This is a genomic window from Nocardiopsis sp. N85, from assembly GCF_028882275.1.
Taxonomy (GTDB): Bacteria; Actinomycetota; Actinomycetes; order Streptosporangiales; family Streptosporangiaceae; genus Nocardiopsis; species Nocardiopsis lambiniae.
On record NZ_JARBUT010000004.1, the window covers coordinates 91,267 to 104,056 of the forward strand.

Here is a 12,790-nt window from a genome sequence, read left to right on the forward strand (position 1 = left end):
GAACCTACTCTATTCGAAAAAAACGAAACCCTACTGACGGGTGGCTGTTCGGGACCAGCGGGCCAGGGCGCGGGCGGGGGCCAGGCGGCCGCGCCGGGGCACGGTCCACAGGGTGTGGCCCGGCAGGCCCCAGCGCGACAGCAGGGCGTTGGCGGCCAGCAGACCGGAGGCCGCGGCCCGCTCCATGAGCGCCACCGGCAGATCGGTGCGCACGTGGTCGCCGGCCAGGACCAGGAACGGATCGGGGGTGGCCGTCCCGGGCCGGTCACGGTGCGAGCCCGGTGCGAACAACGGGCAGTCCGCGCGCAGCTCGTGCCGGGAGTCGACGACGCCGGCCGTCGCCAGCTCCGGGTACACCGCGACCGCCTGCTCCCACAGGCGCTCCCGCTCGCGGTCGGGATCACACCCCTCGGAGAGGGCGTAGGCGTGCAGCTCCACCACCGAGCCCCGGGTGCGTCCGGCCCATTCCCGGGCCCTGTCGTCGTACCGCTCCAGGACGCTGACGTTGTCCAGGGTCGGGTACCCGGCGGTGCCCAGGAACGCCGGCCGGTGCGCCCGGACCGGCCGGTCCAGCCAGTACCGGGAGACCAGGAACGGCGGGGCCGACTCCAGCCGGGACACCCGGGCCCGCCAGGCGGCGTCCCCCAGGGCGGGCGAGGCGGCGACCAGGGCCCGTGCGCCCGGCAGGTCGGCGGCCAGCACCACCGCGTCGAACTCCCCGTGGCCGGGGAGCGAGAACCGCCGTCCGGTCCCGGGTTCCACCCGCTCCACCGGGGTGGTGGTGCGCACCTTCACGTCCAGTCCGGCCAGGTGGCGGACGAGCGGCTCCCACAGCGACTCCGAGAAGGGGGAGCGCGGGACGTCGAACACCAGGCCCTCGGACGACCCCAGGAAGTACAGGTGGAACATCACCGCCAGCTCCGCCGCCGAGAGGCGCTCCGGCGCGGCGAAGAAGCTGCGGGTGAACACCTCGAACGCCAGGTGCCGGGCGGTGGGCGGAAACCGGATCGCCTCCAGCATGTCCCGCGCGTTCACGTGGTCGAGCCGCTCGTAGACCCCCGGTACGTCCACGTCGAGCAGTTGCAGCGCGGCGGGGACGTTGACGCGGGCCAGGTCGCGCAGCGGGAAGCTGGGGCTGGCGGCGGCCAGGGCCGCCGCGTTCCACGGGGGCGTCGCGGGGAGCCCGGAGAACCGGTCGCGCGGCCCATCTCGATGCACCAGAGGGTAATCCTTCAGCGGTACCAGCGAGGACAGCCCGGGATCGGCGCGGCGCAGCAGGCCCCGCAGGTTGTAGTACTGGCGGAAGAACGCGTGGAAGCCGCGATCCATCGCCCCGCGCGAGCCGTCGGCCAGGACCGTGTCCCAGCCGCGCAGCCGCCCGCCCGGGGACTCCTCGCGCTCGAACACCGTCACCCGCACGCCGCGCTCGGCGAGCCCGCAGGCCGTCGCGAGCCCGGCGATCCCGCCGCCGACCACCGCCGCCTCTGGCGTCGCCGGCGGGCGGGGGCCGACCGGCGGTGCGGGCGGGATCTCCTCGGCGAGCCGGTCGCGCACGTGTTCCGGGCGGCTCACCGTCCCTCCTCCGGGCGCATGCCCGCGAACGTGTGCGTGATCCCGTACTGCCATCCCGGCATCGGCGCGGAGGCCACCGACACCAGGCCCGCGCGCCGCATCCGCTCCAGCAGCGCCCGGCGCCCGTCGAACTCCAGGACACTCCGCCACAGGTACCGGAACAGTTCGTCGCTGCCCGACAGGGCCCGCCCGGCGGGGATGATCACCCCCCGGCACACCGCCGACCACACGGCCCGCGCCGACACCGAGTCGGCCACCGAGTACTCGTGCAGCACCAGTCGGCCGCCCGGTCGCAGCAGGTTCCGCATCACGCTCAGGGCCAGGTCCGGGTCGGGGCAGTTGCGGATCAGATAGGCGCCGAACACGGCGTCCACCGGGCCGCCCAGGTGCTCGGCCGCCCACTCGGGGGTCAGCTCCTCCGCTCGCGCCCGGTGGAACGACACCGTGTCCGGCCAGGACTTGGCGCGGGCCGCGGCCAGCATCCCCTCCGAGGCGTCCACGCCGATGATGCGGGCCGAGGGCGCGATGCGCAGCAACGCCGCCGTGGAGGCCCCGGTCCCGCAGCCCAGGTCCAGGATCCTCGGTTCCGGCGACAGCGCGCCGGGGTCGAGCCGGCGCGCGGACAGGCCCAGATGGGCGTGGTAGCCCGGACTGGCCGCCACCAGGCGGTCGTAGGCGGCCGAGGCGTGGTCGAAGCCGTCGGTGACCGCCCCGTCGCGTTTGGCCCCTGTCGTGGTGTCCACGCATCCTCCCGGTCGGTTCTCGCGTGTGCACGGCCTCCCCGGGCAGAGTTGGGGGTATGAACGACCATGATGTGGTGATCGTCGGCGGGGGAGCCGCAGGGCTCACCCTGGCCCACCGCTTGGTGGGCGTCAACCACCCCGGAGGCGGGCCGGTGCGTGTCGCCCTGATGGAGCCCCCGCCCGGTCCGCACACCCCGCCCCCGCGCACCTGGTGCTTCTGGGAGCCGGAGGGCGGCGACTGGGACCACCTGCTGGCCGCCCGCTGGCGGCACCTGACCGTGGTGGGCCCCGACGGTGCCGCCGCCACCACCCCGGCCGACCCCTACGTGTACAAGATGCTGCGCTCGACCGCCATGGACGCCCACGTCAGGGCCGGGTTCGGCGACCGGGTCGAGCAGGTCCCGCTGCTGGTGGAGGAGGTCCTCGACGGGGCCGACCACGCCGTGGTGTCCGGGGTGCTGCCCGACGGGTCCACCGCCCGGTCGACCGCCCGCTGGGTGTTCGACTCCCGACCGCCCCGGCCCCTTCCGGTCGGCCGCACCCTGCTGCTCCAGCATTTCCGGGGCTGGTTCGTGCGCACCCCCGCCGACTCCTTCGACCCCGAGGCGGCGGTGCTGATGGACTTCCGGCCGCCCCAGCCGGAGAACGCGGTCGCCTTCGCGTACGTGCTGCCGCTGTCGGCGCGCGAGGCGCTGGTGGAGTACACCGAGTTCGGGCCCGAGCCGCTCACCACCGAGGAGTACGACCGTCACCTGGCCGAGCACTGCGCGCGGCTGGGCCTGGAGGGGTTCGAGGTGACCGACGCCGAGCAGGGCGTCATCCCCATGACCGACGCCGCCCTGCGCACCCGCGTCGGACGGCGGGTCTTCCGGATCGGCGGCGCGGGCGGCGCCACCCGCCCCTCCACCGGGTACACGTTCAGCGGGGTGCTGCGCCAGACCGAGGCCGTGGCCGCCGCCCTCGAACGGGGGCGGGTGCCGGTGCCGCCGGTCCCGCACCGCCGGCGCCATCTGGCCATGGACGCGATACTGCTGCGGGCACTGGCCACCGGGCGTGTGCGGGGAGCGGAGTTCTTCACCGGCCTGCTCGCCCCCGAACGGCTCGGCGACGTACTGGCCTTCCTCGACGGGGGCACCCGCCTGCCCCGCGAACTGGCACTGGGCCTGCGCACCCCGATCGCCGCCATGTCCCTGACCGCGCTGGACCACCTGTGGTACTCGGCGCGCTCGGCCCTCACTCCGGGGCGAGCACCCGCATCGCCTCCGGCAACGACCCCAGATGCCCGCCACCGGCCCGTGCGTTGAGCGAACGCCAGCCCGCCCCGGCCGTGTAGACCGTCACGGCCTGGGGTGAGGTCGCCGCGGCGCGGGCGGTCTCCCGCAGGGCCCGCACGCCGTCGGCGTCGCCGACGTGGGACCACAGCACCACCGCCCGGGGCGCGGTGCGGCGCACGGTCCGCACCGTGGCGTCCACGGGGGTGCACGGGCCCAGCACGAGGCGGGGGACGCCGCGTTCGCGCAGGGCGGCGGCCAGTGCCTCCACCGGGAGACTGTGCGTCTCCTCGGGGGCACAGGCCAGGACCACCGGCCGGGCGTCCGGCGGGACCGGTCCGGGGTGCGCCGGCACCCGCCGCAGCGCGGAGGAGACGCACCACGACAGCAGGTGCTCCACCTCCACGTGGCTGCGGGTGTCCTCCCACTTGCGGCCCATCCCGTAGAGCAGCGGCATCGCCAGGTCCTCCCAGGTGGCGATCACCCCGCGTGCGCGCAGGGACCGTTCGATGAGCGTTTCCACCAGGTCGGCGTCCAGCCGCATCGCGGCCCGGGAGGCGCCCTGGAGGGCGGGGGCGCCCCCGCCCGGCGGCAGGCTGTACCCGCCGGGTCGCCCGTCCGGACGGCGCTCGCCGACGCGGGGCGCGGGGACGCGCCCGGGGCCGGTCAGCACCCGTTCGGCGGCCACCGCCGGGGGCAGTCCCTCGCCGACCAGCCGGCACAGCTCGCGCAGTCGGGCCACGTCCTCGGGCGCGTAGCGGCGGTGCCCGCCGGGGCTGCGCTCACGGGGCCCGATCCCGTAGCGGTGGTCCCAACTGCGCAGCGTGGAGGGGGCGATCCCGAGCAGGCGGGCGGTCGCCCCGGGGGACAGTGCGTCCGACATGACACCCCAAGCGTTGCACAAGCGCCGCGAGTTGCCGCGCTCCTCACTCACCACCGACTCTAGCTGCGAGGACACCGAAAGGGAGGGACATCATGGACCTGGACACCACACGTTCGGCCGACCCGCGCCTCGCCATCGTCCATCGCATCGGGGCCGGGCTCCTCGGGTTGGTGCTCGTGGGCTTCGGCGTCACCAGTCTCTTCGTGCGCCTGCCGTTGTTCGACACCCGGGGCGAGGTCGTCGCCGGACTCACCACCAACGGCGCGCTCGGCTTCCTGTCGGTGGCCATCGGATCGCTCCTGCTGTGCGCGATGGTCGTGGGCGGGACCTATTCATCGACGGTGTCCGTGCTCGTCGGCGCGGGTTTCATCGTGAGCGGACTGGTCAATCTCTTCCTCATGGACACCGCGAACAACATCCTCGCGTTCTCGATGCCGAACGTCATCTTCAGTCTCGTCGTCGGTATCGCCCTGCTCACCGTGGGCATGTACGGCCGGTTCACCGGCGGTCTGCCGCACGACAACCCGTACCGGCTGTACCGTGAGCGGCGCCGTGACCGCCGCCTGAGCGGGGCGGCCCGATGAGCGGTCGGACGGCCCTGGTCACCGGGGCGACCGGGTACATCGGCGGACGGCTGGTCCCGCTCCTGCTGGACGCCGGGTACCGGGTCCGTTGCCTGGCCCGCGACCCCGACAAGCTCCGCGATCACCCGTGGCGGGACCGGGTGGAGGTGACGCGGGGCGACGTGGCCTCGGGGGAGGGGCTGGCCGCGGCCCTGGAGGGCGTCGAGGTCGCCTACTACCTGGTGCACTCCATGTCCGGAGGGCGCGACTTCTCCGACACCGACGCCCGAGGGGCGCGGCACTTCGCCGACGCCGCCGCCGAGGCGGGGGTGCGGCGCCTGGTCTACCTCGGCGGGCTGGCCCCCGAGGGGGTCCGCCTGTCGGACCACATGTCGTCCCGGGAAGAGGTCGGCCGCATCCTGCTGGACGCGCCGGTGCCCGCCGCCGTCCTGCGGGCCGCCGTCATCCTCGGGTCGGGGTCGGCCTCCTTCGAGATGCTGCGGTACCTCACCGAGCGCCTGCCGGTGATGACCACGCCCCGGTGGGTGCGCAGCCGGGTGCAGCCGATCGCCGTGCGCGACGTGCTGCGCCTGCTGGTGGAGGCGGCCGAACTGCCGCCGGAGTGCGATCGCACCTTCGACGTCGGCGGTCCCGACGTCCTGACCTACGCGGAGATGATCCAGCGGTTCGCGAGGGCGGCGGGTCTGCGGCCGCGCTGGATCCTCCCCGTTCCGGTGCTCTCCCCGGGGCTGTCGAGTCTGTGGGTCGGACTGGTCACCCCTGTGCCGCCGGCCATCGCCCGCCCGTTGGTGGAATCACTGCGCCACGACGCGGTGTGCGGCGAGGACGACCTGTCCGACCTGCTCGACGACCACGCCCGCCTCGGTTTCGACCGCGCGGTGGAACTGGCGCTGCGCCGCACCGCCGAGGCCCGGGTGGACACCCGGTGGACCTCGGCGGCCTGGGCGGGCGCGCCGTCGGATCCGCTGCCCAGCGACCCGGACTGGGCGGGCGGCAGCCTGTACACCGACGAACGCGTGCGGGAGGTGCCCGCGCCGCCGGAGGCGGTGTGGCGCGTGGTCGAGGGGATCGGCGGGACGCGCGGCTGGTACTCGTGGCCGCTGGCCTGGGCCGCGCGCGGGTGGATCGACCTGGCGGTGGGCGGGGTCGGCCTGCGCCGGGGGCGTCGCGACCCGGGCCGGCTGCGGGTGGGCGACTCCCTGGACTTCTGGCGTGTGGAGGAGGTGGTGCCGGGGGAACTGCTGCGGTTGCGCGCGGAGATGCGGCTGCCCGGTCCGGCGTGGCTGGAGTTCACGGTGGAGCGCCGTGAAGGACGCACGTTCCTGCGTCAGCGCGGGCTGTTCTGCCCCCGGGGCCTGCTGGGGCATCTGTACTGGAAGGCGGTGACGCCCTTCCACGGGGTGGTCTTCGGATCGATGTCGCGCAACATGGCCGAGGCCGCCGAACGGGAGGCCCGCGCCCCGGTCTCCGCCTGAGGACCCGCCCCCGCCGCTCCGATACGCCGGAACGGTGTAGAGTCGCGTTCCGTAAAGCCTCGCAAATCGAGATACTTGCTTTCCGTGGCTTATGGGTCGCGGTGGAGGGGAACGCACGTGAACGAGGAGAGACGACCGGCGGGCCGGTCGCGCTGGTGGATCGGGGCGGCCCTGCTGGTCGCCCTCGTCTGGCTGGCCGGCGCGGGACCGCTCGGCGCGTTCCTGGGACGGTTGGGCGAGGTCCAGACCAACGACCGGTCGGCGTTCCTCCCGGTGGGCGCCGAGTCCACCGAGGTCACCCGGATCGCCGAGGACTTCGACCGGCAGGACGCCGTCCCCGCGATCGTCGTCTGGGAGGGGACGGCCGACCTCACCGAGGGTGACCTGGCGGGCATCGCCGACGTCACGGAGGGGATCGGGGCCCGACCCTGGATCTCCGGGGACGTCGTCGGCCCCTTCCCCGGCACCGAGGACGCCTCGGTCGCCCAGGCCGTCGTCCCCATCGACTCCGGGTACAAGACCTCCGACACCGTCGAGGAGCTGCGCGCGCTCCTGGCCGAGGATCCCGTCGCAGGGCTGACCGTGCGGGTCACCGGGCCCGCCGGATACGCCGCCGACCTCACCGAGGCCTTCGCCGGCATCGACTCCACACTGCTCATCGTGGCGATCTCGGCGGTGCTGGTCATCCTCGTGGTCGTCTACCGCTCACCCCTGCTGCCGATCCTCGTCGTCCTGGCGTCCCTGCTCGCCCTCGGCCTGTCCGGGGCCCTGGTGTACGTGGCCGCCGAGGCCGGAGCGGTCAGCCTCAACGGCCAGAGCCAGGGCATCCTCTTCATCCTGGTCGTGGGCGCCTGCACCGACTACGCCCTGCTGCTCGTGGCCCGCTACCGGGAGGAACTGGCACTGCGCGACCGGATCCCCGACGCCGTCCTGGCGGCCGTACGCGGGGTCACCGGCCCGATCCTGGCCTCCGCCGGCACCGTCGTCCTGGGTCTGCTGTGCCTGCTCGCCGCCGATCTGGCCTCCACCCGCAGCCTCGGCCCGGTCGTCGCCATCGGCATCGGCGCGGCCGTGCTCTCGGCCATGACCTTCCTGCCCGCCGTGCTCGCCCTGTGCGGGCGGGCCGTGTTCTGGCCCACCGCCCCGTACCGGCCCACCGAGGAGACCGGCGGCGACACCGACCGGGTCATGGCGACCCACCGGTTGTGGGGGCGGATCGCCTCCCTGGTCTCCCGTCGCCCGCGCGCCCTGTGGATCGCGACCACCGCGCTCCTGGCGGCGGCGGCCGTGTTCGCGCCCTCCTTCAGCGCCGAGGGCACCGGACAGGCCGAGGTCTTCCGCACCGAGGTGGAGGCGGTCGACGCCCAGGAGGTGCTCGACCGCGGCTTCGGCACCGACGCGGCGGCGGCCCCGGCCCTGGTGGTCACGGACGCCGACCACGTCGAGGACGTCATCGCCGCGGCCGAGTCCTCTCCGATGGTGGAGGAGGCGACGGCGGTCACCGAGTCCGGACCTCCCGGCGCCGACCTCCCCCCGCTGACGGTGGACGGCCGGGCCCTCGTCGAGGCGGTCCTCACCGTCGGACCGGAGTCTCCCGAGGCCGTGGACGCCGTCCGCGACCTGCGCGAACGGCTGGCCGAGGACGCTCCGGAGGCCGGAGCCCTGGTCGGCGGCGTCACCGCCACGGACCTGGACACCCTGGAGACCGCCCAGCGCGACTTCGCCGTGGTGGTCCCCCTGGTCCTGGTCGTGGTCCTGCTGGTGCTCATCGTCCTGCTGCGCGCGCTGGTGGCCCCGCTGCTGCTCATGGCCGCCAACGTGCTGTCGTTCGCCACCGCACTGGGCGTGGGCACCCTGGTCTTCGACCACGTTCTGGGCCTGCCCGGGGCCGACCCGGTGGTGCCGCTGTTCGCGTTCGTGTTCCTGGTGGCGCTGGGCATCGACTACAGCATCTTCCTCATGGCCCGGGCCCGGGAGGAGACCCTCGTACACGGCCACCGCGACGGGGTGCTGCGGGCCCTGGCCGTCACCGGAGGGGTCATCACCTCCGCCGGTGTGGTGCTGGCGGTCACGTTCGCCGCGCTGGCCGTCATCCCGCTGCTGTTCCTCCTCCAGCTGGCGTTCCTGGTCGCCTTCGGCGTGCTGGTGGACGCGCTGATCGTGCGCACCCTCCTGGTGCCCGCGCTGGCCCTGGACGTCGGCCCGCGCACCTGGTGGCCGGGACGGGCCCGCACCGCCGGGGCCTGACCCGGTTCACAGCGGATCGCCGGGCAGGTCCCGGTAGGCGGCGGCCAGCTTGGTGGTGAGCGCGGCCGGGGGCAGGCGCGTCCCGTCGATGGAGGTCACGGCGCGCACCCCGCTGACGGCGTTGGTCACGAACGCGCCGGCCATGCGGGTGGCCGCCGCCACGGACAGCGGACGGGTGGAGACCGGGACTCCCATGTCCTCGGAGAGCCGGCCCACCAGCCGGGCCGTCACCCCCGAGAGCGCGGGCGCCTGCGGCCAGACCAGGCCGCCGCCGTCGAGGAAGCCGATGTTCCAGGTGGGACCCTCCGACACCCGGCCGTCCACCCCGCTGAACAGGGCGTCGTCGTGGCCGTCCAACTGGGCGGACCGCCGTTGGCGGATGGCGCCGAACAGGCCGGTGCCCTTCACCTGGGGGCTGTCCCGGGTGTACGGGCGCACGCCCAGCCGCAGCGGCGTGGGCGGCCGCTCGGGATCGGGCACCGGGCGCGTGGTGACGAGGATCTGCGGAAGGCTGCGCCTGGCGGGCCGACCCAGGTCCAGGCCCGGATCGAAGACGGTCACCCGGACCACCGCGGGGGAGGCGTGCGCGCGGGCGCTGCGCCGCGCCAGTTCGCGCACCCGGGGAATGTCCAGGTCGGTGCCGAACAGGGCGCGGCAGTCCCGGCGCAACCGTTCCATGTGCAGGTCCAGGCCGCGTACGCGCAGGTCGGTGACGAGCATCGTGGTGAAGTGGCCATAGCCGTGGAGGGCGAGAGAGGCGATCTCCCCCGTGGTGGCGGGGCGTCCGTTCAGTTCCATTGCGCGCCCATCATGACACTTCGGGACCTGTGTCACGGGGCTTTCGCGTCCCTCGTTCCGGACGAGAGGCGAACGCACCGGTCAGGGCGTCGAGCACCGCTACGGGGTCGTCCCCGCCGGTCGGTCGCCCCCGGTCTCACGGGCGACGAAGGCCGTCACCAACTGTTCCTCGGAGGTGTCCAGGTAGGTCGTCAGTTCGGCCGCCGCGCCCTCGTTGTCGCCCGCGGCGAGCAGGGTGTGGATGCGCCGGTTCCAGTCCAGGTAGGGGGCGTGGAACTCCCGGGGCGCGTCCATCACGTGGAAGACCAGCCGGGTCTCGGCCAGGACCCGGCTCATGAACTCGTCGATGCGCGCGCTGCCCGCCAGCCCCGCCAAGGCCTGGTGGAAGTGCATGTTCGCGGTGCCCACGCCCCACCAGTCCCCCGCGTCGCGGGCCGCCTCGCCCTCGTCCACGGCGCGGCCGACCACGGCCACGGACTCGGCGGTGGGATCGACCGCGCGCTGCACGGCGGGGAGTTCCAGGGAACGGCGCGCGTTGAACAGGTCGCGGACGTCCTCGCTGTCGGGAAGGCTGACGAACACCCCTCGGTGCATCTGGTGGACGACCAGGCGCTCGCGGACGAGCAGGCGGAACGCCTCGCGCAGGGTGTTGCGGGAGACGCCGAGTTCCTCGCACAGCCGTTCCTCGGACAGGCGTCGACCGGGCGGGTGATCACCGTCGATCACGGCCTCGCGCAGCAGCTCGGCGACCCGCTCGGCCTGGCTGGGCAACGGCGGCAGGAGCCGTGTCCGGCCGGTGGGCCTGCCGGTGCGGTCGTCCGTGGCCGTCACGTGGGCTCCTTACGGGAGGGTTGCGCGTTCTCTCATTGTCGCCGATACGGAGCGTTCCCGGGCGGTTCGACCACCGAAAACAGCTCATTGGATGATCCTATGAATTGCGTCGGTCAAGGTGAAAAGCCGCTGTGTCGCTGACCAGCGATTTCTGCTCACGCACTCTTTACTCATCTTGTTGGATTGAAGTATTGTTCAACAATCCAACGAGCGTGGAGTGGTCCGCGTCACGTTCGTCTCCACCTCGCACCCCCAGGAGAGATCCATGGGCGACACGCCCCCGGCACCCGTGAGGGTGCGCCCCCGTCCCGGGCGGATCGCGCTGAGCAGCACCCTGCTCGGCGCGATGTTCCTCATGGCCACCAGCGCCATCGGCCCCGGCTTCATCACCCAGACCACCCAGTTCACCGCTCAGCTCGGCGCCACGTTCGCGTTCGCGATCCTCGTCTCGATCCTGGTGGACATCGCCGTCCAGCTGAACATCTGGCGTGTCGTCGGCGTCTCGAACATGCGCGCCCAGGACCTGGCCAACAGGGTCCTCCCCGGGGCCGGCTACCTGCTCGCCCTCCTCATCGTCTTCGGCGGCCTGATCTTCAACGTCGGCAACCTGGCGGGCACCGGGCTGGGGCTCAACGCCATGACCGGCCTGGACCCGAGGATCGGCGCGGTCATCTCCGCCCTGCTGGCCGTCCTCATCCTCGGCGTGAAGAGGCTCGGCGTCGCCCTGGACCGCATCCTCGTCGTGCTCGGCGTGGCGATGATCGCCCTCACCCTCTACGTCGCCGTCATCTCCGACCCCCCGGTCGGGGACGCGCTCCGCCAGTCCGTGATCCCCGACCACCTGGGCACGGACGTCTTCCTCGCCACCGTCACCATCATCGGCGGCACCGTCGGCGGTTACATCACCTACGCCGGCGTCCACCGCCTCATCGAAGCCGGCCAGGGCGGCCCCGAGAACATCGCCGCGATCTCCCGCACCTCCGTGCTGGGCATCATCGTCACCGGCGTCATGCGGGTGCTGCTCTTCCTCGCCATCCTCGGAGTGGTCTCCGGCGGAGTCGCCATCCTGGACGCGCCCAACCCCTCCGCCGAGGCCTTCCTCCAGGCCGCGGGCGAGGCGGGCATGCGCCTGTTCGGCGTGATCATGTGGGCCGCCGCGGTCAGCTCCGTGATCGGTGCCTCCTACACCTCGATCTCCTTCGTCTCCACCTTCCACTGGCGTCTGGAGAAGCACCGCGGCCTCCTGGTCACCGCGTTCATCGCGGTCTCGCTGCTCATCCTCCTGGTCTCCGGCCAGGCCCCGACCACCCTGCTGATCCTGGCCGGCGCCCTCAACGGCGTCATCCTGCCGGTCGGTCTGGGCATCATGCTCTGGGTGGCGGCCCGCCGCTCCCGGGACCTGCTGGGCGGGTACCGGTACCCCGTGTGGCTGATCGTCATCGGCGTGCTCGCCTGGGCGCTCACCCTCTACATGGCCGTCAACGCCCTGGGCGGCATCGCCTCCCTCTGGCAGTAGCGGCCCCCGCCCCGGCGTGACCCTCCGCCGGGGCGGACGCCGCCCAACGAACGAGAAACGAGGAGCACCGACGTGCGCATCGACCTCAACTCCGACCTCGGCGAAGGCTTCGGCCGCTGGGAACTCGGCGATGACCGGGCCCTGCTGTCCATCGTCACCAGCGCCAACGTCGCCTGCGGCTTCCACGCGGGCGACCCCTCCGTGCTGCGCCGCACCACCGCCGACGCCGCCGCCGAGGGCGTGGCGGTCGGCGCCCACGTCGGCTACCGCGACCTCGCCGGGTTCGGCCGCCGGTTCATCGACGTCCCGCCCGCCGACCTGACCGACGACGTCCTCTACCAGCTGGGCGCGCTGTCGGCGTTCACCCGCCTGGCCGGCGAACGCGTCCGCTACGTCAAACCGCACGGCGCCCTCTACAACACGATCGTCCACCACGAGGAGCAGGCCGCCGCCGTGGTCGAGGCCGTCCGGGCCTTCGACCCCGACCTGCCCGTCCTCGGCCTGCCCGACTCGGCGTTCCTGCGCCTGGCGCAGCGGGCCGGACTGCCCGTCCACCGGGAGGCGTTCGCCGACCGCGCCTACACCCCCGAGGGCACCCTGGTCTCCCGCCGCGAACCCGGCGCCGTCCTGCACGACCCCGAGGAGATCGCGGAGCGCTGCCTGCGCATCGCCCGCCGCGAACCCGTCACGGCCATCGACGGCTCCGAGATCCTCATCGACGCCGACTCCCTGTGCGTCCACGGCGACAGCCCCGGGGCTGTCGCCATCGCCCGCGCGGTCGCCGAGCGGCTGCGCGCCGAAGGTGTCACCCTGGCACCCTTCACCCGCGTGTGACCGTTCTCCCGACAGCGTGCGGCCCGACCCGCCGCG

11 protein-coding genes are annotated in these 12,790 nt (G+C 73.6%); 6 read left to right on the forward strand and 5 right to left on the reverse strand.

Annotated features, from left to right (window positions below; genetic code table 11):
- Positions 1-30 precede the first annotated feature (30 nt).
- Positions 31-1,626 (reverse strand): hydroxysqualene dehydroxylase, encoded by a 1,596-nt coding sequence (locus PWG71_RS07810; RefSeq protein ID WP_446724987.1) that lies wholly within the window; start codon positions 1,624-1,626, stop codon positions 31-33.
- The gene (locus PWG71_RS07815) at positions 1,569-2,315 is read right to left on the reverse strand and encodes a class I SAM-dependent methyltransferase (protein WP_274808883.1); all 747 of its coding nucleotides are present in this window, start codon (positions 2,313-2,315) and stop codon (positions 1,569-1,571) included. Before PWG71_RS07815 ends, PWG71_RS07810 begins: the two co-directional genes overlap by 58 nt.
- Positions 2,316-2,371: 56 nt before the next feature.
- On the opposite strand from PWG71_RS07815, the gene PWG71_RS07820 reads away from it, so the two are divergent.
- Positions 2,372-3,619 carry a lycopene cyclase family protein gene (locus tag PWG71_RS07820; protein ID WP_274808884.1) on the forward strand — a complete coding sequence of 416 codons (1,248 nt, stop codon included), beginning with the start codon at positions 2,372-2,374 and terminating at the stop codon, positions 3,617-3,619.
- Here PWG71_RS07820 and PWG71_RS07825 read toward each other — a convergent pair.
- Positions 3,549-4,469, reverse strand: a complete 921-nt coding sequence (locus tag PWG71_RS07825; protein WP_274808885.1) for a MerR family transcriptional regulator — start codon at positions 4,467-4,469, stop codon at positions 3,549-3,551. The genes PWG71_RS07820 and PWG71_RS07825 overlap by 71 nt on opposite strands.
- A gap of 92 nt (positions 4,470-4,561) precedes the next feature.
- Between PWG71_RS07825 and PWG71_RS07830 the strand changes: the two genes are divergently transcribed.
- From PWG71_RS07830 to PWG71_RS07840, 3 genes are all read left to right on the forward strand, one after another.
- Positions 4,562-5,053: a DUF4383 domain-containing protein gene (locus tag PWG71_RS07830; RefSeq protein WP_274808886.1), complete on the forward strand. Its 492-nt coding sequence runs from the start codon at positions 4,562-4,564 to the stop codon at positions 5,051-5,053.
- Entirely contained in the window at positions 5,050-6,528 is a 1,479-nt protein-coding gene (locus tag PWG71_RS07835; RefSeq protein ID WP_274808887.1) for an SDR family oxidoreductase, read from the forward strand. Before PWG71_RS07830 ends, PWG71_RS07835 begins: the two co-directional genes overlap by 4 nt.
- A 117-nt stretch (positions 6,529-6,645) precedes the next feature.
- A complete protein-coding gene (locus PWG71_RS07840) occupies positions 6,646-8,775 on the forward strand; it encodes an MMPL family transporter (RefSeq protein WP_274808888.1) in 2,130 nt (709 codons plus the stop codon).
- A 6-nt stretch (positions 8,776-8,781) separates the two neighbouring features.
- Here PWG71_RS07840 and PWG71_RS07845 read toward each other — a convergent pair whose 3' ends face one another.
- Positions 8,782-9,573, reverse strand: a complete 792-nt coding sequence (locus PWG71_RS07845; protein WP_274808889.1) for an aminotransferase class IV family protein — start codon at positions 9,571-9,573, stop codon at positions 8,782-8,784.
- A 99-nt stretch (positions 9,574-9,672) separates the two neighbouring features.
- Positions 9,673-10,404: a GntR family transcriptional regulator gene (locus PWG71_RS07850; protein ID WP_274808890.1), complete on the reverse strand. Its 732-nt coding sequence runs from the start codon at positions 10,402-10,404 to the stop codon at positions 9,673-9,675.
- Positions 10,405-10,669: 265 nt separating this feature from the next.
- Here PWG71_RS07850 and PWG71_RS07855 point away from each other — a divergent pair, with 265 nt between their 5' ends.
- On the forward strand, positions 10,670-11,920 hold the full coding sequence (locus PWG71_RS07855) for an NRAMP family divalent metal transporter (RefSeq protein WP_274808891.1): 1,251 nt from the start codon (positions 10,670-10,672) through the stop codon (positions 11,918-11,920).
- A 72-nt stretch (positions 11,921-11,992) separates the two neighbouring features.
- Positions 11,993-12,754 carry a LamB/YcsF family protein gene (locus tag PWG71_RS07860; protein WP_274808892.1) on the forward strand — a complete coding sequence of 254 codons (762 nt, stop codon included), beginning with the start codon at positions 11,993-11,995 and terminating at the stop codon, positions 12,752-12,754.
- The last annotated feature ends 36 nt before the right edge of the window (positions 12,755-12,790 follow it).